This is a genomic window from Streptomyces acidicola (genome assembly GCF_009377235.1).
In the GTDB taxonomy this organism is placed as follows: Bacteria; Actinomycetota; Actinomycetes; order Streptomycetales; family Streptomycetaceae; genus Streptomyces; species Streptomyces acidicola.
Map to the genome: position 1 here is coordinate 1 of NZ_VMNX01000104.1, position 23,841 is coordinate 23,841.

The following is a 23,841-nucleotide window of genomic DNA, read 5'->3' on the forward strand; positions in this document are numbered from 1 at the left end:
CGGCGGAGGTGGAGGCGGCTGACACGGGGCAGCCGAGCTCCGCGCGCCACTGAGGCGAACAAGACAAGGCGCGCACCGCGTCCGGACCCAGAAACGAGCGCCCGCCGGTAGACGACCCCCCGGCGGGCGCTCGCCGTTGTGCGTCGCCGTCGTGCGGACAGGCCGGCGTCCGATGGCGCTCATCTCGCTCACTGCCCACATGGGGGCGCACGCACAGACGCACACGCACATTCGTCCCCGCGCTCACGTGCTCACCCGCTTGCCCGTAGCGCCGTACACGTAACAGGCGCGCGAGTGGCATTCCGGCGCGGTGGGCGCACGCCGGGTTGAACAGATGAACTGGGTAGCCCTCGCGGGGGTGGAAATCCTACAAAATTGGGTAAAGTCGCGGTGGTAGCGGCACAGTTCATGATTCCCTATAAATCACCAACGCAGCCCCCGGACGTCCTCACCCGACAGGCCTGACCGGGCTGATCGGATCGAATCGGACAAACGATGTGGGCGTCCTCACCTGATCTGACTGATCCGATCCGGCTGACCGGGCCCGTCTCCCGGTGCCGGCCGGGGCGCGCCGGAACCCCCCACTCCGTTCCCCACTCCTCTCTTTGCGTGCTTGCGGAGCTGACCGATGCTCACGACCCTGAACACCTCCTACACCGACACCCGCGCGGCCGACCTGGCCTGGGCCCTGGGGCGTGAGCCACTGCCCGCGCTCGCCACCCTCGATCTGGAACTCACCGGGGCCAAGCTCCAGTTGAGACTCCTCGGCGCATCCCACCAGGTGCTCCTGGAGGAGGAACGCGGCGGCTGCTCGGAGACGGTCGCGTGCATCGCGGGCTCCAGCGAGCCCCTTCCCCTCGGCGTGGCCAAGCGCGTCGACGACTGGGAGTACGAGTTCGCGGCCCGCGTGGAGGTGCTCTCGCCCGGCTCCTTCGCCGGCCGCGCCCAGGAGTTACTCGCTCTTGTCTCCGACCACCCCCACGGCCTCGCCGGCGTCTTCCCCGGCAGCCCGCACGCGTTCACCGCGATGCTCGCCCAGCGGCACGAGGGACAGGTCCACTGGCGTACGTGGCACGCCTACCCGCAGGACGGCCAACTGGTGGCGACGCGGACGAGGGTGGGAGTACGGGTGCCGGCGGCAGCACATCCTGAGCCCAGTACGGCTACCAGCAGCCTGTCCGGCGCTTGAGGGCGAGGCCGTTCAAGAGGCCGTTCAAGGGGACAGTGGGGGTCTGGAGGCGGCAGCCCCCAGGATCGGCCTCACAAACTCCGGACACCCGACGCAGTGGGACTTCCACACGTGTGGGTGACAAAGCGCACCGCAGGCGTGACGTAGCGTTCCCTAGCGTGATCGAACCGCACGCCCCGGCACCCCCCGGCGCCCCACCGCCCCGGCGCGGCCACGGCGGTCAGGCACCGCTGCCGGTCCGCACGGGTACGGGCCGGTTCCTGGTCCTGGCGTGCGTTTTCGTCTGCGCGGCCTGCGGACTCGTGTACGAACTCGAACTCGTCGCCCTCGCCTCGTACTTGACCGGCGACTCGGTCACCCAGGCATCCGTCGTCGTCTCCGTGATGGTCTTCGCGATGGGCATCGGCTCCCTCGCCGCGAAACGGCTCCGCCGGCTCGCCGCGGCCGGCTTCGGCGCCATCGAGGCGGCCCTCGCCCTGACCGGCGGCTGCAGCGCGATGGCGGTGTACGCGGTGTTCGCCTGGACCGGTGACTGGGGCGGGCTGTGGACGGACGGCCCACGCCACCTCCTCGTCGCCTTCTCCCTCGCCATCGGCCTGCTCATCGGCGCTGAAGTCCCCCTGCTCATGGAGCTGATCCAGCGCATCCGCCGCCAGGACGCGGGCGGCGCGGTCGCGGACCTCTTCGCCGCGGACTACGTGGGCGCACTCGTCGGCGGCCTGGCGTTCCCCTTCCTCCTGCTCCCCTGGCTGGGCCAGCTGTCCAGCGCGGTGCTCACCGGCGCGGTGAACGCGGTCGCCGGCGGCGCCCTCGTACTCGGCCTGTTCCGCGGCGACCTGAGCCGCCGTGGCCGCTGGCTCCTGCTCCTCGCGAACGCCGTCGTCCTCGGACTCCTCGCCACCGCCGCCGTGCTGGTCCACGACTTCGAACGCGCCGCGCGGCAGGCGCTCTACGGCAAGGACGTACGGGTCGCGCTGCACACCGGCGTACAGGAGGTGGTCCTCACCGGCGGCACCCACGGCCACCCGCTCGACCTCTTCCTCGACGGCCGCCTGCGGTTCAGCGGCCGCGACGAGCGCCGCTACCACGAGGCCCTCGTCCACCCCGCGATGAACGGCCCCCACGCACGCGTCCTCGTCCTCGGCGGAGGCGAGGGCCTCACGGCGCGCGAGGTGCTGGGCCACCCGGGCGTGCGCCGGGTGGACGTCGTCGAACCCGACGCGGGCGTGGTCCGTCTGGCGCGCACCGACTCCGCCCTGTCCTCCCTCAACGACCACGCCTACGACGACCCACGCGTGCGCGTCCTCACGGCCGACGCCTTCGCCTGGCTGCGGCAGGCACACCCCGCGGCCTACGACGTCGTGATCGCGGACCTGCCCGACCCGGGCATCACGGCCAGCACGAAGCTGTACTCGCAGGAGTTCTACGGCCTCGCCCGCAAGGTCCTCGCCCCCGGCGGGCGCCTGGTGGTGCACGCGGGGCCGGTGGCCTCCCGGCCGCGCGTCTTCTGGACGGTCGACGCGACGGTACGGGCGGCCGGGCTGCACACGACGCCGTACTGCGTGGACGGCCGCGCCCCCTCCTTCGCGGCGGGACCGGACCGTACGTCGGGCGTCTCGCGGGGCCCGCGCGACTGGGGCTTCGTCCTGGCCTCGGCGTCGGCCACGGCCCAGCGGTCCGCGCCCGCGTCGACGACCGCTCCGGGTCTCCTCTCCCCTACGGGGCGCTTCACCGCCGCGGCCCTCACGGCGGCCGAGCGACGAGCCGACGCCACCCGTATCGAGGGCCTGCCGCCGTCGACGCTGGTGCACCCGCGGTACGGCGACTGAGACCCGCGCAGCCCCCACCGACGCCCACGCCGACGCCCACGCCGACGCCCACAGGAAGGAAAACGCGGATGTACGGGTGAGACCGGGCGGCCCGTGGGTAGGCTCGGCTGACATGGAGCATGAGGTGTTCGTTCCGGTTCCCGTCGAGCAGCTCAGGGCGGCCCTGTCCGACCCGGAACGGGTGGCCCGGGCGGTGCCCGGTCTCCAGCAGGACGCGGGTACGGCACCGGTGGCCGGACGCCTGAAGGTACGCGTCGCCGGCCACACCATCACCTACCGCGGTGCGCTCCGTGTCGCCGTGCGGGACGACGGCTCCTACGCGATAGAGGGCGACGCCACGGAGGCCCGGGGCAGCGGCTCGGTGAAGCTGGCCCTCTCGGTACGGCTCGCTCCGGCGGAGGGCGGCACGACGGTCGCCTTCGGCGGCACGGCGACGGCCGACGGCCGCATCGCCGAACTGCCCGACGACGCGGTGACCACCGCGGCCACCCGCCTCCTGACCCGCTTCGCGGAGAGACTGGGGGAGCCCGCGGGAGAGCCGACGCCGCCCACGGGGGAGCAGCCGACACCGCCCACCGGGGAGTCGACGCCGCCCGCCCCGGCCGGGCGTGAGCAGGAGTCCGAGGAGAAGCCCGGGCAGGAGCCCCTCGTGGAGGACGATCTCGCGCCCGAGGTGCCCGAGGTGCCCGAGGTGCCCGAGGTGCCCGAGGTGCCCGAGGTGCCCGAGGTGCCCGAGGAGGACGTGATGGCCGGGACCTTCGCCGAGGAGGAGGAGCCCCCGGCCGAGGCCGCCCACGCGCGGCGCACGATGATCGGTCGCAGTGCGGAGGAGGTGGACCACGCCCCGCCGCGTGGCCGCTACGCTCCCGTGCCGGTGCCCGAGTCCGTCGTGACCGGCCCCACGCTCCGCTGGGCCGCCCCGGCCGCGGCGCTCGCTCTCGCCTCGGCCATCGTCGTGGCGCGGGCCCTCCGCAGACGCCGCTGAACTCCTCTTCCCCGAACGCCGGAGGGGCTGCGTTCCCAGAGCCGCGAGCACCCCTTAGGGTCGTGCCGTGAGTAACGAACACATCACGTTGGCCGCGGGTGACGCGGAGGTTGTCCTGGCGCCGGGCAACGGCGGGCGGGTGAGCGGGCTGCGGATCGGCGGGACCGAACTGCTCCGGCAGGGCGAGCGGTTCGGCTGCTTCCCGATGGTCCCGTGGTGCGGCCGGACGAGGAACGGCCGGTTCCTGAGCGGGGGCGCCGTCCATCAGATGCCGCTCAACGCCCCGCCGCACGCCATCCACGGCACCGCCCGCGACGGCGCCTGGCACATCGCCCGCGCGACCGGGGACGAGGCCGTCATCACGTACGACCTGGTGGAGCCCTGGCCCTACTCCGGCCGCGTCACCCAGGTCTTCGCCCTCACCGAGGACGCCTTCACCCTCACGATGTCCGTGGAGACGTACGACTCGTCCTTCCCGGCGCAGATCGGCTGGCACCCCTGGTTCAACCGGAACCTGGGCGGCGGCGGACAGGACGTACGGCTCGACTTCACGGCCGCCTGGCAGGAGGAGCGCGGCGACGACCACCTCCCCACCGGCAACCGCATCGACCCCCGGCCCGGCCCCTGGGACGACTGCTTCGGCATGCCCGGTGGCGTCGACGTCACCCTCACCTGGCCCGGACAACTGGAGCTGAAGGTCGCCAGCCGTGAGGAGTGGGTCGTGGTCTACGACGAACAGCCGGAAGCCGTGTGCGTGGAGCCGCAGACGGGCCCGCCCAACGGCCTGAACACCCTCCCGCGCCTGGTCACCCCCATCGAGCCCCTCGAAGCCTCCGCCACCTGGACTTGGCGGCGGCTGTGAGACGGCTCGTAAGCTGAGCCGCATGAGTGAGGTCGACGAAGCAATGCCGCAGGGCACACGCGGCACGCTGCTGCAGCAGATCAAGGACAAGGCCGTCGTGCACGGCAAGGTGACCCTGTCGTCGGGTCTTGAGGCCGACTACTACGTGGACCTGCGCCGCGTCACCCTGGACGGCGAGGCCGCACCGCTGGTGGGCGAGGTGCTGCTCGACCTGACCGCCGGTCTCGACTTCGACGCGGTCGGCGGGCTCACCATGGGCGCCGACCCCGTGGCCGCCTCCATGCTGCACGCCGCCGCGGCACGCGGTCGCCGGCTCGACGCCTTCGTCGTGCGCAAGGCGGCCAAGGCGCACGGGCTGCAGAGGCAGGTCGAGGGGCCCGAGATCGCGGGGCGGCGCGTGCTCGTCGTCGAGGACACCTCCACCACCGGCGGCTCCCCGCTCACCGCCGTCGAGGCCGTGCGCGAGGCGGGCGCCGAGGTCGTGGCCGTCGCGACCATCGTCGACCGGGCCACCGGCGCCGCCGAGAAGATCCAGGAGGGCGCCGGGGTTCCGTACCTCTTCGCCTACTCCAAGGACGAGTTGGGCCTGGACTGAAACTGGACTGACTGGACTGACTGGACTGGCTGAAAGGCGTCGCGGACGGCGGGCGCCGAGGGCGGAGAACACATCGGGACACCTTGGCCGGAGCATCCGGCCAAGTCTGGAAAGATGGGACGACGACGTCGCATCCCCAGGTCTAGGTCAGGGCCGTAAGCAGCAGAAGAGCCGTACAGCTGGACAAGCAGTACGCGACCCGCACATAGAGGAGCGGACAGATGCCCATCGCAACCCCCGAGGTCTACAACGAGATGCTCGACCGGGCGAAGGCAGGCAGGTTCGCCTACCCGGCCATCAACGTGACCTCTTCCCAGACCCTGCACGCGGCGCTGCGCGGCTTCGCGGAGGCGGAGAGCGACGGCATCATCCAGATCTCCACGGGTGGTGCGGAGTTCCTCGGCGGCCAGCACAACAAGGACATGGTCACCGGAGCCGTGGCCCTGGCCGAGTTCGCGCACATCGTCGCCAAGAAGTACGACATCACCGTCGCCCTGCACACGGACCACTGCCCGAAGGACAAGCTCGACGGGTATGTGCGGCCGCTGCTCGCGGTGTCGGAGGAGCGGGTCGCCCGCGGCGAGAACCCCCTCTTCCAGTCGCACATGTGGGACGGCTCTGCCGAGACCCTGGCCGACAACCTGGCGATCGGGCAGGAGCTGCTCGCCCGCGCCGCCGCCGCGAAGATCATCCTTGAGGTCGAGATCACTCCGACGGGCGGCGAGGAGGACGGCGTCTCGCACGAGATCAACGACTCCCTCTACACGACCGTCGACGACGCCATCCGCACGGCCGAGGCCCTCGGTCTCGGCGAGAAGGGGCGCTACCTGCTGGCCGCCTCCTTCGGCAACGTCCACGGCGTCTACAAGCCGGGCAACGTCGTCCTGCGCCCCGAGCTCCTGAAGGAGCTGAACGAGGGCGTCGCCGCCCGGTTCGGCAAGGAGTCCCCGTTCGACTTCGTCTTCCACGGCGGTTCCGGCTCCTCCGAGCAGGAGATCCAGACCGCGCTGGAGAACGGCGTCGTCAAGATGAACATCGACACGGACACGCAGTACGCCTTCACGCGCCCGGTCGCCGACCACATGTTCAAGAACTACGACGGCGTCCTGAAGGTCGACGGCGAGGTCGGCTCGAAGAAGACGTACGACCCGCGCACCTGGGGCAAGGTCGCCGAGGCGTCGATGGCCAAGCGCGTCCTCGAGGCCTGCCAGCACCTGCGCTCGACGGGCACGAAGATCAAATAAGCGGATCGGCTGATTCGGTCCGATTCGGTCTGCTTCGGTCGGGCCCGGCACCTGCTGTGGTGCCGGGCCCTTCCGTATGCTCCGAAGCATGGCAGCGCCGTCGAGCGAGAACAGCGAGAACACGGCTGTCAGGCTCGCCTCCCCGCGGGGGAAGTGGATCCTGCTGACCACGGTGCTCGGCTCCAGCATGGCGATGCTGGACTCGACCGTGGTCAACGTCGCGCTGCCATGGATCGGGCGCGACCTGAACGCCGACCTGGCCGCTCTGCAGTGGACGCTCAACGCGTACATGGTGACGCTGGCCGGGCTCATCCTCCTCGGCGGTGCCCTGGGCGACCGGTTCGGGCGGCGGCGGATCTTCGTGCTGGGCGTGGTGTGGTTCGCGGCCGCGTCGCTGCTGTGCGGGATCGCCCCCAGCGCGGGTGTGCTCATCGTGGCCCGCGCCCTCCAGGGCATCGGCGGCGCCCTCCTCACCCCCGGCTCGCTCGCCCTGATCCAGGCCTCCTTCCACCCCGACGACCGGGGGCGGGCCGTGGGCCTGTGGTCCGGATTCGGCGGGATCGGCGCGGCGGTCGGCCCGTTCCTGGGCGGCTGGCTGGTGGACGGGCCGGGCTGGCGCTGGGTGTTCCTGCTGAACGTCCCGCTCGCGGCCCTGTGCGTGCCCGTCGCCGTCCGTCACGTACCGGAGTCCTCGGACCCGCGGGCCCACGGCCGCTTCGACGTCGTCGGCGCGGCTCTCGGCGCCCTGTGCCTGGCCCTGGTGACGTACGCGCTGATCGAGGCCGGGCAACTGAGCACGGCGCTGGTGACCGTGACGGCGGTGGCGGGGCTGGCGGCCGGGGTGGCCTTCGTGTACGTCGAGCGCCGGCTTCGGGACCCGATGATGCCGCTGGAGATGTTCTCCTCGCGGCAGTTCACCGCGGTCAACCTGGTCACCCTGTGCGTGTACGCGGCCTTCGGCGGCTTCTTCTTCCTGGCGGCGGTCCAGCTCCAGGTGGTGTCGGGCTACTCGGCCCTCGGCGCCGGTACGGCCCTGCTGCCCGTGACCGTGCTGATGCTCCTGCTGTCGGCGCGCTCGGGCGAGCTGGGCGAACGGATCGGCCCGCGCATCCCGCTCACGGTCGGACCGCTGGTGTGCGCGGCGGGCATGCTGCTGATGCTGCGGGTGGGGCCGCACGCCTCGTACGTCACGGACGTTCTGCCCGCGCTGCTGGTCCTGGGCCTCGGCATGGTCACCCTGGTCGCGCCGCTCACCGCCACGGTCCTGGCCTCCGTCGACACCGAGCACGCGGGGATCGCGAGCGGCGTCAACAACGCGGCGGCCCGCGCGGCCAGTCTCATCGCCGTGGCCGCGTTGCCCCTGCTCACCGGGATGAGCTCGGAGGCCTACCGCTCGGCGCACGCCTTCGGCGCCGCCTTCCAGCGGGCGATGCCGCTGTGCGCGGGCGTCCTCGTGGTGGGCGCGGTCGTCGCTTTCACGACGGTACGGCGGCCCGTGCCGGAGTGCCGCCATCCCGAGCGCCACACCCACTGCTGCCTGACGGCTCCGCCGCTGGAGGGGGGCGCGGAGGGCGCGGCCTCGCCGGGCAAGTGACCCCTGGGGGCTGCCGCCCCCAGCCCCCCGCATCGGCCTGAACGGCCTCGTCCTCAAACTCCCCCAAGCTCTCGGCTTCGCTCGACCAGGGGGGACCCCCATGACGGGCTGGGTTGTGCCTGGCCTCGGCTGAAAATCCTCAGCCGGAAGATCCCGGCCCCGGCCCACACAATCCAGCCCCTCCAGCGTTTGAGGAGCGGCGCGGGTAGGGGCCGCAGGGGCGTCCTCCTGCGGCGCCGGGGCCCGGGGACTATTCCAGGCGGCGGAACCGCAGGTTCTCCCCCAGCGCTCCCGCCCTCCACAGGTCGTTGCACGCTTCCGCCATGTCGTCCAGGCCCTCCACCACCTGCCCCCACACGATCCCGGGCACCCAGCCCACATCCCCGTTGAGGAGCAGGTTGTTGCGCTCGTAGAAGAGGGCCAGGTCCACGACCGTCGTGCCGGGGCGGACGTCGCGGTCGTAGCCGTAGGCCTGGGTGCCCAGTTCCGTGCCCGAGAAGGCGAAGTAGCACAGGTCTCCGGGGATCGGGGTCACCGTCGGGTTCTCCAGCGGGGGCTCCGATGCCGCGAATGCCGGGAAGAGGGCATAGATCTCGTTTCGGGCGTATTTGGCGTGATAGACGTCGCCGGCCAGCGGAAGAGCGTCCCAGACCGCCGCGCAGGTGATCGGCGCGCGGTCGTCGAGGAGTTTTGCCGTGCAGTGGACCTGCCGTTTGACCAGCGAGACTTCGATGTAGCGGTCGGTCATGCCCTCCATGGCATGCGGTGGGCCCGCCGGCGTCAAGGGGGCCTCGCCCGCGGACGGGGCCGAAAGCGATCTGCATGAATCGCATCGTCTCGGGTAGCCGCGCGGCCATGGCTCCACCACTTCGGAAAGACGCAGACGAACACGACGAGACAGGGACAAGAGGGCCGAGCCGGAGGTCGCTGCTCGCAGGCGTCGCGGCCTTCGGCGCGCTGGGTGCCGCCGGATGCAGCCGGGTCCCCACCGCGGCGGCGGGCGTGGAAGGCGGTGACCTGCTCGACCGGCTCAAGGCGCAGGGAGTTGCCCGGCTCGGGATCGCCGGCGAGGTCCCCTTCGGCTACATCGACACGAACGGCGAGCTGACGGGTGAGGCGCCCGAGCTGGCCAAGGTGATTTTCAAGCGGCTCGGCGTCGAACGCGTCCAGCCCGTGCCCACCGAGTTCGGCTCACTCATACCCGGGCTCGGCTCACAGCAGTTCGACGTCGTCTCGGCCGGGATGTACATCAATCCCGAGCGCTGCGAACAGGTGATCTTCTCCGATCCGGACTACCAGATGAAGGACGCCTTCATCGTGCGGAAGGGGAATCCCAAAGGGCTGCACGACTACGCGGACATCGTCGAGAAGAAGGCGAAGTTCGCCACCGGTACGGGGTACGCCGAGATCGGGTACGCCGTCGAGGCGGGCTACAAGGAGAGCGACATCCTGATCGTGCCCGACCAGGTCGCGGGGCTGAACGCCGTGGAGGCCGGGCGGGCCGACGTGTTCGCGGGTACGGCGCTCACCGTCCGCGAAGTCGTGAAGAAGTCCGCGAAGGCCGAGGCCACCGAGCCGTTCGCGCCGCTCGTCGACGGGAAGCCGCATGTGGACGGCGGGGGGTTCGCGTTCCGGCCGACCGAGACGAGGCTGCGTGACGCCTTCAACGCGGAACTGCGGAAGCTGAAGGAGAGCGGTGAACTGTTCCGCATCCTCGGGCCCTTCGGCTTCACCAGGGACGAGATGACCGACATGACCGCGAAGGAGCTCTGTCGCGGATGACTTCGGGACTCTGGGAACTCGTACTCGAGGGCATCTGGGTCACCGTCCAGCTGCTCGTCCTCAGCGCGCTGCTGGCCACGGTCGTCTCCTTCGTGGTCGGCGTGGCCCGCACCCACCGGTTGTGGATCGTCCGCTTCCTCGCGGGCTTCTACACCGAGGTGTTCCGCGGCACATCCGCGCTGATCATGATCTTCTGGGTGTTCTTCGTGCTGCCGCCCGCGTTCGGCTGGCAGCTGGTGCCGATGTGGGCGGGCACGCTGGCGCTCGGGCTGACGTACGGGGCGTACGGCGCGGAGATCGTGCGCGGTGCGCTCACCGCGGTGGACCCGGCGCAGCGTGAGGGCGGGATCGCGCTGAGCTTCACGCCGTGGCAGCGGATGCGGCTGATCCTGCTGCCGCAGGCGGTGCCGGAGATGATCCCGCCGTTCTCGAACCTGCTGATCGAGCTGCTCAAGGGCACCGCCCTGGTGTCGGTCATGGGCATGGGCGACCTGGCGTTCAGCGGCAACCTGGTGCGGCTGGCCCTCCAGGAGAGCGCGGAGATCTACACGTACATCCTGCTGATCTACTTCGTGATCGCGTTCCTGCTGACGCGGGTGATGCGCGGGCTGGAGCGGCAGTTGAAGGCGGGCGTCGGAAAGGCACCACGCAAGACGGTGCCGGCTCAGGCACGCGTGTCCGACGGCGCGGGCGCGGTCAAGGTCGGAGGTGGTGCGTGATGCAGTGGGACTGGGGCGCTGTCGCCGACTTCATGCCGCACTTCTGGGACGGACTGCTGGTCACCCTGCAGGCCCTGGCCCTGGGATCGGTCATCTCCTTCGTACTCGGCCTGGTGTGGGCGCTGCTGATGCGCACGCCGAGCCGGTTCGTCCGCTGGCCGGTCGGGGCGGTCACCGAGTTCATCCGGAACACCCCGCTGCTGGTGCAGCTGTTCTTCCTCTTCTACGTGCTGCCCGAGTGGAACATCACGTTCTCCGCGCTGACCACCGGCGTCGTCGCGATCGGGCTGCACTACTCGACGTACACGATGCAGGTCTACCGGGCCGGCATCGATGCGGTGCCCGTCGGCCAGTGGGAGGCGGCCACGGCACTGAACCTGCCGCTGCGGCGCACATGGACGGCGGTGATCCTGCCCCAGGCGGTCCGCCGGGTGGTGCCCGCGCTCGGCAACTACGTGATCGCGATGCTGAAGGACACACCGTTGCTGATGGCGATCACGGTGCTGGACATGCTGGGCGAGGCACGGCTGTTCTCGCAGCAGAACTTCCAGTTCACCGAGCCGCTCACGGTCATCGGTGTGGCCTTCATCCTCATCTCCTACCTGGCGTCCGTCCTTCTGCGAGGACTGGAGCGACGTCTTGTCCGCTGACACCGTTCCGGAGCGGTGAGAACGAGCACCACGGAACGTCAGCACGGCGGGGAGCCCCTGAACCGGCACTCCAGTGGAGCAGGGGCTGCCCCGCAGGCCGACAGCGCGTGCACCCGCGAGCGCACGACCAGGTCAGCCCACCCCACGCACCCTCCCTCAGCGACCCAAACCCCTTTCTTAGGAGCCCTGATGACAGACCCCGGTTCCCATACCAACCCGCCTGTGGACGGCAGCGAGCTGATCCGCTTCGACCACGTGACCAAGAGGTTCGGGAGCAACACGGTCCTCGACGGGCTCGACTTCTCCGTGGACGCGGGCAAGCACGTCACGCTGATCGGGCCGTCGGGCTCGGGCAAGACCACGATCCTGCGGCTGCTGATGACGCTGATGAAGCCCGACGAGGGCACGATCACCGTCGCCGGGGACCAGCTCTTCCCGGCGAGCGAGAAGCAGGTCCGCGAGGTGCGCAAGAAGATCGGGATGGTCTTCCAGCAGTTCAACCTCTTCCCGAACATGAACGTGCTGCGCAACATCACCGAGGCCCCGGTCACCGTCCTCGGCATGTCCAAGGACGAGGCCGAGCAGCGGGCCCGCGAGCTGCTGGACCTGGTGGGCCTCGCGGACAAGTGCGACGCCTATCCGACGCAGCTGTCCGGCGGGCAGCAGCAGCGGGTGGCGATCGCCCGGGCACTGGCGATGCGGCCGCAGGTGCTGCTGCTCGACGAGGTGACCTCGGCGCTCGACCCCGAGCTGGTCGCGGGCGTGCTCGACGTCCTCCGTGACATCGCCCGCACCACCGACATCACGATGCTGTGCGTGACCCATGAGATGAACTTCGCCCGGGACATCTCGGACCAAGTTCTCATGTTCGATTCCGGCCATGTGATCGAGTCCGGGCCGCCCGAGAAGATCTTCGGTGATCCCGAGCACGAACGAACGCGGGAGTTCCTCGGCGCGGTCCTCTGATTACGAGAAGTGAACGCTTCAATACCCCAGGTCATGCCGCCTGGGTCATGACTTTGGCATATGCCAGAGTGCTGGCATCGCTGTTGGGGGCCCCGGTGGTGCGTCAACTTTCTCGCGAACAACCCCTCCCCGTACGCTTCTTGGGCCGTATCGTGGACAACGGCAAGCATCGCTTGGCTGTCCAAAAAGCGGCCCGAGAAGCGCAGGGGGAACCGTGGCGCTCAAGCACGAGCCGACCGCGCCGTACCACTCGGCACAGGACGCCCTGCGCGTCCTGGAGACCGTGGCACGCCGCTCCGCCGGCGTCACCGACGTCGAACTCGCACGCCAGACCGGCCTCGGCAGGGAGCGGCTGACCTCCCTCCTGCGGATGCTGCGGCGTGAGGGCTACATCGAGCAGATAACCGACGGCGCGTATGTGACCGGGGAGGCCCTGAGCCGCCTCGGCTCCGCCCACGAGCGTGACCTGGCCCTGCGCGACAAGCTCCAGCACACCCTCGACCGGCTGCGCGACTCGCTGGGCGCCGCCGTCTACATCAGCCGGTACGTCGACGGCGAGATCAACGTCACGGGCTGCGCCGAGAGCGCGACGATCCCGGCCGTGCACGAGTGGGTGGACTTCCGCTCCTCCGGGCACGCCAGCGCGATCGGCAAGGCCCTGCTGGGGCAGCTCGACCTGAACGCCCGCCGGGACCACCTCTCCCGGCACAGGCCCGCCCGCCTCACCTCACGCACGATCACCAACGAGAGGGTCCTGCTGAGCAAGCTGGACGCCCAGACGCCCACGGTGCCGGTGCTCGACCTCCAGGAGTACGCGGTGGGCACGGTCTGCGCGGCCGTCCCCATCACGGCGGGCTCCTCCGTCGGCTGCCTCGCGCTGTCCCTGCCGGTCGAGCACGCACACCGGCTGAAGCAGGCGGCGGACACCCTGAACCGGGGCGCGGCGCCCGTGCTGCTGTCCCTGGCGCTCTAGAAACTGAGCGATCCAGAAACCGGGCGATCCAGGAACCCGAGCTCTGGAAACCTGGAGATCCAGGTCACGTTTGGGCGGTCAGGAGCACCCCTCCGGACCGGGTAATATTTTCCGTGTCGCCAACCGCGAGAGCGGGAAACGACGGAGTCTGCGCCGCTAGCTCAGTTGGTTAGAGCAGCTGACTCTTAATCAGCGGGTCCGGGGTTCGAGTCCCTGGCGGCGCACGATGACGATGGCGAGGCATGTTCGCAGAAAGCGCGAACACGCCTCGCCATCGTCGTTTCTGCGCGGCTTCGCCGCGCGTTGTGGGGGCTTCGCCACCCACACCCCCTGAGCCACAGTGGCCCTCGCCGTTACCCGGCCAGCAGCCCTTCCCTCCCCCGCACCCGGTACTCCGCCACCAGCCCCGCCACGTCCTGCGCGTCCAGCCGCCGGTACGCGGACTCCCCCGGCGGCCGCCACCACACCGGGTCCGGGCACCGGAAGCCCTCGCGACGCAGCCGTACCCGGTGGATCTTGTTCGTGGCCGTGACCGGCATCCGCCCCACGACCCGGACGAACCGCGGCGCCATCTTGGTCCCCAGGTCGGGCTGGGCCAGCAGGAACGCACCGAAGGCGAGCGCGTCGAAGGTGCCGGCCAGCGTCGCCATCACCTGGTCGCCGGCCACCGGGTCGGGCACCGCGTACACGGCGACCGCGTCGGCGCCCTCGTACCGGGCGAGGATGTTCTCGATCATCGCGGCGGCGAGGTTCTCGCTGTCGACGCGGAGGCGGTCGTCCGTGCGGCCGGCGAAGTACAGGAAGCCGTCCGTGTCCCGGTAGAAGAGGTCCCCCGTCCAGTACCAGCCTCCCCCACTCTCGGCTTCGCTTGAGCGGGGGGATCCCCATCTCTGCCGTGCCGCGTCCGCCTCGGGGTTCCTCCAGTAGCCCTCGAAGGGGTTGGGGCCGCGGTTCACCAGCTCGCCTATCGCCTCGTCCCCGTTGAGCAGCCGGCCGTCGGCGGCGAACTCGGCACGCGGGCACTCCGCCCGCGTCACCGGGTCCACCACCGCCAGGTCGTCCCGGGGAGCCGCCCGCCCGATCGCACCGGCCGGAGTGCCGGGCGTCCACTGGATGGCGGCCCCGCCCTCGGAGGAGCCGTAGCCCTCCACGAGCCGCGCCCCGAAGCGTTCCTCGAAGGCCGCCGCGTCCACCGCGCCCGCCTCCGTCCCGAAGCCGAGCCGCAGCGCGTGGCCCCGGTCGTCGGGGCGAGGCTCGGTGGCCAGGATGTACTGCACGGCACGTCCGACATAGGTGAAGTACGTCGCCCCGTAGGCCCGTACGTCGTCCAGGAACCGCGACGCCGAGAACCGCCGCCGCAGCGCGACCCCGGCGCCGGCCGTGAGCGCGGGCGCCCAGTCGGCGATCACCGCGTTGCCGTGGAACATCGGCATGCAGACGTAGTGCACGTCGTCCGGCCGCACCCCGAACTGGCCGACCAGCGACCGTCCGGCCGCCGCGAGCCGCCCCTGGGAGCAGATCGCGGCCTTGGGCGCACCGGTCGAGCCGGAGGTGAAGTAGAGGAGGAGGCGGTCGTCGGGCGCGGCCCGGGCGGGGTCCGGCTCGGCGTCGGCGTACGGCGCGAGCAGGTCCTCGTACGCCTCCGTGTCGGTCACCAGCAGGCGTAGGCCCGGCAGGTCGAGGCCGTCGAGCAGCGGGAGGTGGGTCCGTTCGGTGACGAGGACCCGGCAGTCGGTGTGCAGGATGTCGCGGGCCAGCTCCGGGCCCCGGCGGGTGGGGTTGATCCCGGCGACGGCGGCGCCGGACAGGGCGGCCGCGGCGATCCACAGCGGGTACTCGGGGGTGTTGTCGAGCAGCACGCCCACGTGCGGCTCGGCTCCTGGCTGCAGCAGATCACCCAGCAGTGCCGCCCGCGCCGCGGCCGCGGCGGCGACCTCGTGCTGGCTCAGCACCCGGTCCTCGAACCACAGTCCCGGCCGGTGGTCACCCCAGCGGGCGGCGACGAGCTCCGCGACGGTACGCCTCGTGGACTCCATGAGGGCGCACGGTAGCTGACGTCACGTCAGATAGGGAGAGGATGCGGCAGCCTGGGGACGGAGGCGAAGCCAGCCGCGTGCGCCGGAGCCGGAACCGGCAGCCCCGGCGCACGCGACCCTATCCACGCCGGATCAGAACGTGACGTCCGAGCAGGCGTAGAACGCGTTGCCCGTGTCCGAGATGGTCCACACGGCGAGGATGACGTGGTGGCCACTCAGGCCGGACGGCAGCCTCCCGGTGTGGGAGAGCGTGGACGGCGGGCGCTGGCCGTTGTACGGGACCGTGAAGAACGGGGTGAGGTTGAGGTCCGAACGGGACAGTGCCCCGTTCTGGTTCCAGCCCGGCTTGGTGACGTAGTACTTGAAGTCGGTCGTGGCGTGCATGGCGGTGAACTGCCAGCGGAACGTGTAGTCCTGGCCGCCCGTCACCTTGGTCGTGGGCCAGGCGCCGCCACCCGGCTTGGTGGCCGAGTTGAGCTGGCCGAACCGGCCGACCCCGCCGGAGCAGAGCTGACCGTCGGCCGGCCCGGAGCCCGGGAAGCCCTTCGGCCCCTCGACGCTCTGCGGCTCGTACTGGATGTCGCCGCAGCCCGTGACCGTGCCGTTCTGACAGAGCTTCTGCCGGCTGATGGGGAGATCGGTGTAGCCGTGCCCGGAGGCGCCGCCGCTGGAGAGCACGAGGGCTCCCGTCGTGGCGAGGCCGACCGCGGCCGCGTACCACTTGGTTTTCTGACGCATGCTGTGCTCCTGGAGAACGTGGGGAGTTCCGTGAGCCGTGCGTGCGCATCGCGATGCGGTGGGGAGTACCCGTACGCGTGTGAGGACACATACGGGTTTCGGATCTTTCAGGCCCTTCAGGCCTTTCGGATCCTTCAGGTCTAGACCAAGCCTCAGATTAGGGGCGGCGCTTGAACATGTCCATACCAATCCGAAGGGAATCGAGGAACCGAGAAATCGGGGAATCAGGGAATCAGGTGGACACTTCGCCCCGGCCTGTACAGAACGCCACGGTGAGGTCCTTCACCAGCGCCTTGCGCTCGTAGTCGTCCAGTTCGACCAGGCCGCGCATGGTCAGCCGGGTCACGGTGTCCTCGACCGAGTCGACGACCGAGGAGAGCACCGTGTCGCGGTGCTGGGCGTCGAGCGCGGCGATCCGGCGGCGCTGCATGACGGCGGCCACCTCGGGCGCGTACTCGATCCGGGTCGGCTGGGCGGAGAACACCTCCAGGCCCACCGGCGCCGCGTCCGCCGCCACGAGCCGGGTCAGCGACTCGCTCACCGCCTCGGTGTTGCGCAGGGTCGCGTCCTTGACGAGGGCGGCGGGCGGCACGTCGGCCGGGAGCCGTGAGAGCACCCGGGCCAACGCGGCCTCCACACACTCGCGCAGATACTGCTCGTGGTCCTCGATCCCGAGCGTCGCCCGCGCGGTGTCCTTGACCCGCCAGGCGACGAGCACGACAACGCGGAGCGCCACCCCGCCCGCGTCGACGGCCGGCATCGGCTCGCTGCGCCAGTGCCGCAGCCGTACGTCGACCCGGCGACGCAGCACCAGCGGGTTGACCCACATGAGCCCCGTGCGCCGCACGGTCCCGCGGTACCGCCCGAACAGCCCGAGCACCCAGGCCTGTCCGGTCCGGCCTCGCGCGAGCCCGCCGAACCCGAACAGTCCGAGCGTGCCGGCCCCGGCGTACGCGGCCCACAGCGCCGGACCGAGCCCTGCCCCCGGGGACTCGGGCAGCCCCGACGCCGCCAGTACGGCCTTCGGCAACACCCCGGCCCACCACGAGGTGAGCACACATCCGGCCACCCCACACGTCCCGGCCAGCACCCCGGCCACTCCGGGCAGCACCCGTGCGGGCCGCTCGACCAGATCCGGGTCGACTTCGGGCGCGGGCCGTGGCCGCACCGTGCCCGGCAGGCCCTGCCGCACCCGCGGCTGCTCCCCGGTCCCCCGGCGCCGCCCCACGACGGTGGGCGCCAGCGGCACGGCCACCGAGTCGATGTCGTCCCGGAACAGCAGGTGTACGGGGATCTCGGTGGTCGCCTCGTTCTGAATGAGCCGGGCCGGTCGAGCGACCCTCTCCGGCTCCGGTGTCTGCGAAATGGTCGTACTCATATGCGCCTCCATGCCTCCGCGCAGGAAGAACCGCAGGAAGAACCCCGGGACGAGGCCCAGGAAGAACCGCGGGACGCGACCCAGGAAGAACCCCGGGACGAACCGCCGGCGTACCGCGGACGAACCGCGGAAGGACCGTCAGGAGTTCAGGCGCCGCCAGGTCTCCGGCCCCGGATACCCGTCCGCCGCCCCGCCGCGCCACCCCTGGGCCCGCTGGAACGCCTCCACGTTCCGCCGGTCCGCCTCGGTCCAGCGCGGCCCCGGACCCACGGCGTAGTACTTGCCGAATCCTTTCTTCACCAGTCGCTGCCCCAACTCGGTGACGTACGGGTTGTCCGCCCCGGGCCGGAACAACCCGCGCCCCGGATAGCCGGGCACTCCGTACGAGGCGCTCCGGCCCGACGCTCCGGGGCTCCCGGTCGCCCCCACGCGCTCCGCCGCCGGAACGTCCTGCCCCAGCCCTTCGACCAGGTACTCCCACGTCGTCGGCCCCGGCAGCCCGTCCGCGGCCGATCCGCTCCACCCCTGGGCCTCCTGGAACGCCCGGGTTGCCCTGCGGTCCGCCTCAGTCCAGACCGGCCCCGGACCGGTGGTGTAGAAGCGCGACGCGCCCCGTTCCGCGAGCATGCGCCCCAATCGGGTGACGTACGCGTTGTTCGCGCCCGGCCCGAAGTACACCGCTCCGGGGTACTCGTCGGCGGCCCCGGACTCCTCCGACACCGCCCCCGCACTCCCCGCCACCAGCCCCTTGTAGCGGTACGGCACATAGCGGCTCGAATTCTTCCAGTAGGCGTACGGGGTGACCTGCCTCCGAGCGTGCGGACGGGTCGACTCGTACGCGACGTAATAGGCGCGCGTGGAGTCCGTCCAGCCCCCGAAAATGACCACGTGCGAGCCGTTCTGCGGGTCGGCCGGATTGTGGAACAGAAGCATGTCACCGGGCTGCAGTTCGTCCTTCGAAATCCGCACGCCGTACTTGTCGAGGCTGCCCGTCCATTCGTTCTGCCCCAGGTTCCAGGCCATCGAGACAAAGCCCGAGCAGTCCTGCCGGTAACCGTCCGACCAGTACGACGTCATGCTGTACGGGACCTGCGCCGCGACCCATGTCCTGGCCCGGTTGATGATCTCCGTCCGGGTGATCGAGGGAAGCCTGGTGGCGTCCGAGGGAGGGCCGGCGGGCGTTGCCTGCCCCGCCGGGCCGTGCAGCGGAGCCTGGCGCCCCTGGGGTGTGTCGGGCCCGTCATCTGCGGGAACGCCGGGCACGGCGGGCCCGTGGACGGCCGCGACCGCCGGCACGGCGTGCCCCACGCCGAGTGCCGTGCCCGCCGCGGCGGCCGTGGCCACCAGAACGACGCCACGGCGGGCCGCCGGATGGCCGACGTTCCCCTGCACCCGGGAACGCGCCACGACCCGCCGCCAGTACACACATCCGGGGCATTCGCAGTCACTCGCGGGGTCGAATTCCTCGAATACCGGGGTTCCCATGCCATTCCCTTCCGCCCGTCGGCTGGAATTTTCTTCGTTTCCGCACGGTCGTCAGTTTCTCAACTGTCATCCGGTGTCGCATGTTGACGGTCCAAATGATGTACGCGCGCCATCGAATGAGGGACACTCAGACGTCCACGGACACGAAAGGCCGCCGAAGCGGCTCGTCCTGCGACCTGCCGCGCGGGGCGGCGGGGCAGGAGCACCCTTCCGGATCCGGTAGAGTTTCCTGGGTCAGCAGGCGCCGCTAGCTCAGTTGGTTAGAGCAGCTGACTCTTAATCAGCGGGTCCGGGGTTCGAGTCCCTGGCGGCGCACCGACCAGAGAGGCCTCTCGCGCGGCGAGAGGCCTCTCTGCATATGCCGACGTCACCATGCGAGTGCACCTACGCCCGAAAGTGCGCGTTCCCGCACCCCAATGTGCCCGTATGACCGGTAAACAGCGCGTTTCGCATCTTGCGATCATGCTGAACACCGTAGAACCCTGGGCCGTAAGAGACTGCGGATACACGGCAGTTGGGGGGCTTGGGCCGGGTTCGGCCCTGGCGGGGAATGGGGGTCCCCGTTAGTGAACGGATGCCGAGGGGGGCATCATGCAACCGGAAGGCCCTCGTCCCGTGTCTATAAGGTGTAGATCACGTGGGGATGCAGGCCTGCCACTGATACGTCCGGGGACGGTCGAGGGGGACCCCAGCCGGGCGGAACGACCGACGAACACACACGCGCGCGTGTGTGCGGGGGGATGACTCATGACGTCGACGCCGAAGGGCGCCCGGCAGAATTTCGACCCGTCCGAGACCACCCAGCTCAGGGTGCCGTCGACTCGGACGGGGAGCTTCCGCAGGATCAAGAAGACGCTGCCCAGATACGACTACGAGCACTACAGCCGACTCGCGGGCCCCCTCACTCAACCCGATCCGAACAAGCCGTACAAGGTGCAGTACCGCACGCTGCTCTCGCAGGAGCCGCACCGCATCCGCGCCGCCCTGATGCTGGGCGCGGCCCCGATACTCTCCCTGGTGCTGCTGTTCTGGCTGCTGCAGCCGGAGCACTGGACCGAACGGGACTACCCGGCCTACGACTTCCTCCCGGCGCTCGACATCGTGATGCTGGTCTCGATCGGTCTGATCGAGTTCTTCCGCTGCATGAACGTGCTGTCGAACGCGCACGCCACCCTCGTCGCCCGCGACCCGGTCCCGGTGGTGCCCGAGGTCGGCACTCGAGTCGCCTTCCTCACCTCCTTCGTGCCCGGCAAGGAGCCGCTGGAGATGGTGACGAAGACGCTTCAGGCGGCGGTGAAGATCCGTCACCGCGGCCTCATGCACGTCTGGCTGCTGGACGAGGGCGACGACCCCGAGGTGAAGGAGGTCTGCGAGCGCCTCGGCGTGCACCACTTCTCCCGCAAGGGCGTCGCGAAGTGGAACCAGCCCAAGGGCCCGCACCGCGCCAAGACCAAGCACGGCAACTACAACGCCTGGCTGGACGCGCACGGCGACGACTACGACTACTTCGCCTCGGTCGACACCGACCACGTGCCGCTGCCCAACTACCTGGAGCGGATGCTCGGTTTCTTCCGCGACCCGGACGTGGGCTTCGTCATCGGCCCGCAGGTGTACGGCAACTACGACAACCCCATCACCAAGTCCGCGGAGTCCCAGCAGTTCCTCTTCCACGCGCTGATCCAGCGCGCGGGCAACGCGTACGGCTCGCCGATGTTCGTGGGCACCTCGAACGCCGTGCGCATCAAGGCGCTGAAGCAGATCGGCGGTCTGTACGACTCGATCACCGAGGACATGGCGACGGGCTTCGAGATCCACCGTCACAGGAACCCGGCGACGGGCCGGAAGTGGCGCTCGGTCTACACCCCGGACGTGCTCGCGGTCGGTGAGGGACCGGCGGCCTGGACGGACTTCTTCACCCAGCAGATGCGCTGGTCGCGAGGGACGTACGAGACGATCCTCAAGCAGTACTGGAAGGGCTGGTACTCGCTGCCGCCGAGCAAGCTCTTCAACTACACGATGATGATCATCTTCTACCCGATGTCGGCCCTCAACTGGATTTTGGCGGCGCTGAGTTGTGCGCTGTTCCTGGGGCTGGGCGCCTCGGGTGTGAACATCGACCCGACGATCTGGCTGATGCTCTACGGCAACGCCTCCGCCCTCCAGATCGGTCTCTACGTCTGGAACCGCCGCCACAACGTCTCACCGCACGAGCCGGAGGGCTCCGGCGGTGTGGCCGGCATGGTCATGTCCGCGCTGTCGGCACCGCTCTACGCGAAGGCGCTGATCGATTCGGTGCTGCGCCGCAAGAGCAAGTTCGTCGTCACCCCCAAGGGGGATTCGGCCAGTCCGGACACCTGGTTCGGGACTTTCCGGTACCACTGGTACTTCATTCTGGTCTTCGCCGCTTCGATCAGTGCCGGCTTCTACTTCGGCCACTCCCACCCCGCGATGATCATCTGGGCGACGTTCGCGCTGCTGATCACCGCCTCGCCGATGTTCGCCTGGCGCTGGCAGATGCGGCAGGACCGGAAGAAGCCGACGGGTGCGGCACCGGCGGCCGGCGAACCGCAGGGCGCCGTGACGCCCACACAGCCGTTGCCGGCCCAGCAGGCCCCGGGGACCGGGGGCCACGCCCCGCAGCACAAACCGAGCTGGGCGGCCGCGAACGGAGGCAACGAGCAGACCATGCAGATCGCCCTTGGGGGACGTAAGAAATGACAGACCGTGCAGGCCGCCGTCGCGCTCGTCGTCTGGCGATTGGCGCGGCGGTGGTCCTGGCGCTGGCCGGGATGAACGGGCCGTGGCTGTACCGCTTCGGGACGGAGCAGTACCACGAGTACAAGATCAACAGACCCGAGTACAAGGCCGAGAACGGCAAGTGGGAGATCGTCGAGTTCCCCAAGGAGTACCGGCAGAACACGATCCACGCGGCGCTGCTGCGCACGGGGAAGGTGCTGCTCGTCGCGGGTTCGGGCAACGACCAGGACAACTTCGACGCGAAGAAGTTCGACACCAGGCTCTGGGACCCGGTCAAGGGCACCATCAAGAAGATCCCGACGCCCGCCGACCTGTTCTGCACGGGCCACACCCAGCTGGAGAACGGCAACCTGCTGATCGCGGGCGGCACCAAGCGGTACGAGAAGCTCAAGGGTGACGTCACCAAGGCCGGCGGCCTGATGATCGTCCACAACGAGAACCCGGACAAGCCGATCACCCTGCCCGCGGGCACCAAGTTCACGGGCAAGGAGAACGGCAAGACGTTCATCTCCAAGGACCCGGTACTCGTACCGCGTGCGAAGAAGGTGTTCGACCCGGCGACCGGCGCGTTCCTGCGCAACGACCCGGGGCTCGGCCGTATCTACGTCGAGGCCGCCAACAGCGGCAAGAAGTACGAGACCGGCACCGAGGACAACTACCGGATCCAGGGCCTCACAGGCGCCGAGGCGCGCAACACGTACGGCATCGCGCAGAAACTCGCCCTCGACAAGAAGGACTTCCAGGGCATCAGGGACGCCTTCGAGTTCGACCCGATCGCCGAGAAGTACATCAAGGTCGACCCGATGAACGAGGCGCGCTGGTACCCCACGCTGACCACACTCTCGGACGGCAAGATCCTCTCCCTGTCCGGGCTGGACGAGATCGGCCAGCTGGTGCCGGGCAAGAACGAGGTCTACAACCCGTCGACCAAGGCGTGGACGTACACGAAGAAGATCCGGCAGTTCCCGACCTACCCGGCGATCTCCCTGATGCAGAACGGCAAGCTGTTCTACTCGGGCGCGAACGCCGGGTACGGCCCCGACGACGTGGGCCGCGACCCGGGCATCTGGGACCTGGACACCAACAAGTTCACCAAGGTCCCGGGCATGAGCGACGTCAAGCTGCTGGAGACCGCCGGCACGGTGCTGCTGCCGCCCGCGCAGGACGAGAAGTACATGGTGATCGGCGGCGGCGGGGTCGGCGAGTCGGAGAAGTCCAGCAAGAAGACCCGCGTCATCGACCTGCTGAAGGACGACCCGAAGTTCGTGGACGGCCCGTCACTGGAGAAGGGCACGCGCTACCCGCAGGCCTCGATCCTGCCCGACGACACGGTCCTCATCTCCGGTGGCTCGGAGGACTACCGAGGCCGCGGCGCCTCCAACATTCTCCAGTCGCGGCTGTACGACGCGAAGAACGGCGAGATGCGGCGGGTGGCCGACCCGCTGGTGGGCCGCAACTATCACTCGGGGTCCATCCTGCTCCCCGACGGCCGGGTGATGTTCTTCGGCTCGGACTCGCTCTACGCGGACAAGGCCAACACCAAGCCGGGCGAGTTCGAGCAGCGCATCGAGATCTACACGCCGCCGTACCTGTACCGGGACGCTCAGCCGTCCCTCTCCGGGGGCCCGAAGACGGTTCAGCGGGGTGACTCGGCGACCTTCTCCACGAAGCACGCCTCGTCCATCAAGACGGCCCGCCTGATCCGCCCCAGCGCCTCCACCCATGTCACCGACGTCGACCAGAAGTCCATCGCCCTGGACGTCAAGACATCCGGCAACAACGTCACGGTGACCGTCCCGAAGAACCGCAACCTGGTCCAGTCCGGCTGGTACATGCTCTTCGTAACAGACGACCAGGGAACCCCGAGCAAGGCACAGTGGGTGAGGGTTCCGTAGGGCAGGCACACGTTGCAGGCCCCCGCGCGAGATGCGCGGGGGCCTGATCTTTTGGGGTGAGGGTGGTAGTTGGGCGCGTCTTCAGGGCGCGGGAGGCCGGGCGCGTTTTCAGGGGCGCGGGGTACTGCGCAGGTCTTTGGGGGCCCGGGGAACCGCGCGGTTTT

The 23,841-nt window shown here is 69.9% G+C and carries 19 protein-coding genes and 2 tRNA genes; 16 read left to right on the forward strand and 5 right to left on the reverse strand.

The genetic code is table 11. The features are described 5' to 3' along the window. Positions 1-628: 628 nt before the first annotated feature. From FPZ41_RS25025 to FPZ41_RS25055, 7 genes are all read left to right on the forward strand, one after another. Entirely contained in the window at positions 629-1,189 is a 561-nt protein-coding gene (locus tag FPZ41_RS25025) for a DUF2617 family protein (protein ID WP_152865966.1), read from the forward strand. A gap of 158 nt (positions 1,190-1,347) precedes the next feature. Beyond that, positions 1,348-3,018, forward strand: coding sequence for a polyamine aminopropyltransferase (locus tag FPZ41_RS25030; RefSeq protein WP_322620691.1), 1,671 nt, complete (start codon positions 1,348-1,350; stop codon positions 3,016-3,018). Between the two features lie 112 nt (positions 3,019-3,130). Further along, a complete protein-coding gene (locus FPZ41_RS25035) occupies positions 3,131-4,003 on the forward strand; it encodes an SRPBCC family protein (protein ID WP_152865968.1) in 873 nt (290 codons plus the stop codon). Between the two features lie 67 nt (positions 4,004-4,070). After that, positions 4,071-4,865 (forward strand): aldose epimerase family protein, encoded by a 795-nt coding sequence (locus tag FPZ41_RS25040; protein ID WP_322620692.1) that lies wholly within the window; start codon positions 4,071-4,073, stop codon positions 4,863-4,865. A 22-nt stretch (positions 4,866-4,887) separates the two neighbouring features. Beyond that, on the forward strand, positions 4,888-5,460 hold the full coding sequence (gene pyrE / locus FPZ41_RS25045; protein WP_152865969.1) for an orotate phosphoribosyltransferase: 573 nt from the start codon (positions 4,888-4,890) through the stop codon (positions 5,458-5,460). A 221-nt stretch (positions 5,461-5,681) separates the two neighbouring features. Next, positions 5,682-6,704 (forward strand): class II fructose-bisphosphate aldolase, encoded by a 1,023-nt coding sequence (gene fbaA, locus FPZ41_RS25050; protein ID WP_131563182.1) that lies wholly within the window; start codon positions 5,682-5,684, stop codon positions 6,702-6,704. 88 nt (positions 6,705-6,792) lie between these two features. Further along, positions 6,793-8,298, forward strand: coding sequence for an MFS transporter (locus tag FPZ41_RS25055; protein ID WP_152865970.1), 1,506 nt, complete (start codon positions 6,793-6,795; stop codon positions 8,296-8,298). A gap of 250 nt (positions 8,299-8,548) precedes the next feature. Here the strand turns inward: FPZ41_RS25055 and FPZ41_RS25060 are convergent, their stop codons facing one another. Then, positions 8,549-9,046 carry a DUF3830 family protein gene (locus tag FPZ41_RS25060; RefSeq protein ID WP_165935163.1) on the reverse strand — a complete coding sequence of 166 codons (498 nt, stop codon included), beginning with the start codon at positions 9,044-9,046 and terminating at the stop codon, positions 8,549-8,551. Between the two features lie 107 nt (positions 9,047-9,153). Here FPZ41_RS25060 and ehuB point away from each other — a divergent pair, with 107 nt between their 5' ends. The 6 genes from ehuB to FPZ41_RS25090 all read left to right on the forward strand — a co-directional run bounded on the left by ehuB (position 9,154) and on the right by FPZ41_RS25090 (position 13,612). After that, positions 9,154-10,080, forward strand: coding sequence for an ectoine/hydroxyectoine ABC transporter substrate-binding protein EhuB (gene ehuB / locus FPZ41_RS25065; RefSeq protein ID WP_152865971.1), 927 nt, complete (start codon positions 9,154-9,156; stop codon positions 10,078-10,080). Continuing rightward, complete coding sequence (ehuC, locus tag FPZ41_RS25070) at positions 10,077-10,799, forward strand: ectoine/hydroxyectoine ABC transporter permease subunit EhuC (RefSeq protein ID WP_152865972.1); 723 nt, start codon at positions 10,077-10,079, stop codon at positions 10,797-10,799. Before ehuB ends, ehuC begins: the two co-directional genes overlap by 4 nt. Then, positions 10,799-11,449, forward strand: a complete 651-nt coding sequence (gene ehuD, locus FPZ41_RS25075) for an ectoine/hydroxyectoine ABC transporter permease subunit EhuD (RefSeq protein ID WP_131569275.1) — start codon at positions 10,799-10,801, stop codon at positions 11,447-11,449. The genes ehuC and ehuD overlap by 1 nt, the downstream gene beginning before the upstream one ends. 189 nt (positions 11,450-11,638) lie before the next feature. Next, on the forward strand, positions 11,639-12,415 hold the full coding sequence (gene ehuA / locus FPZ41_RS25080) for an ectoine/hydroxyectoine ABC transporter ATP-binding protein EhuA (protein ID WP_152865973.1): 777 nt from the start codon (positions 11,639-11,641) through the stop codon (positions 12,413-12,415). 214 nt (positions 12,416-12,629) lie between these two features. After that, positions 12,630-13,388, forward strand: coding sequence for an IclR family transcriptional regulator (locus tag FPZ41_RS25085; RefSeq protein ID WP_322620693.1), 759 nt, complete (start codon positions 12,630-12,632; stop codon positions 13,386-13,388). 150 nt (positions 13,389-13,538) lie between these two features. After that, positions 13,539-13,612: transfer RNA gene (locus FPZ41_RS25090), tRNA-Lys, on the forward strand. 129 nt (positions 13,613-13,741) lie between these two features. Here FPZ41_RS25090 and FPZ41_RS25095 read toward each other — a convergent pair. The 4 genes from FPZ41_RS25095 to FPZ41_RS25110 form a co-directional block, all read right to left on the reverse strand. Next, positions 13,742-15,424, reverse strand: a complete 1,683-nt coding sequence (locus FPZ41_RS25095) for a long-chain-fatty-acid--CoA ligase (RefSeq protein ID WP_152865974.1) — start codon at positions 15,422-15,424, stop codon at positions 13,742-13,744. Between the two features lie 132 nt (positions 15,425-15,556). Beyond that, on the reverse strand, positions 15,557-16,162 hold the full coding sequence (locus tag FPZ41_RS25100) for a lytic polysaccharide monooxygenase auxiliary activity family 9 protein (RefSeq protein ID WP_152865975.1): 606 nt from the start codon (positions 16,160-16,162) through the stop codon (positions 15,557-15,559). A 232-nt stretch (positions 16,163-16,394) separates the two neighbouring features. After that, on the reverse strand, positions 16,395-17,540 hold the full coding sequence (locus FPZ41_RS25105; RefSeq protein WP_152865976.1) for an SPFH domain-containing protein: 1,146 nt from the start codon (positions 17,538-17,540) through the stop codon (positions 16,395-16,397). A gap of 138 nt (positions 17,541-17,678) precedes the next feature. Then, on the reverse strand, positions 17,679-19,025 hold the full coding sequence (locus FPZ41_RS25110; protein WP_152865977.1) for a peptidoglycan-binding protein: 1,347 nt from the start codon (positions 19,023-19,025) through the stop codon (positions 17,679-17,681). 241 nt (positions 19,026-19,266) lie between these two features. On the opposite strand from FPZ41_RS25110, the gene FPZ41_RS25115 reads away from it, so the two are divergent. From FPZ41_RS25115 to glxA, 3 genes are all read left to right on the forward strand, one after another. Continuing rightward, positions 19,267-19,340 (forward strand) — tRNA-Lys (locus FPZ41_RS25115). 432 nt (positions 19,341-19,772) lie between these two features. Next, positions 19,773-21,743 (forward strand): glycosyltransferase family 2 protein, encoded by a 1,971-nt coding sequence (locus FPZ41_RS25120; RefSeq protein WP_152865978.1) that lies wholly within the window; start codon positions 19,773-19,775, stop codon positions 21,741-21,743. Next, positions 21,740-23,677, forward strand: a complete 1,938-nt coding sequence (glxA, locus tag FPZ41_RS25125; RefSeq protein ID WP_152865979.1) for a radical copper oxidase GlxA — start codon at positions 21,740-21,742, stop codon at positions 23,675-23,677. The genes FPZ41_RS25120 and glxA overlap by 4 nt, the downstream gene beginning before the upstream one ends. Positions 23,678-23,841: the final 164 nt, after the last annotated feature.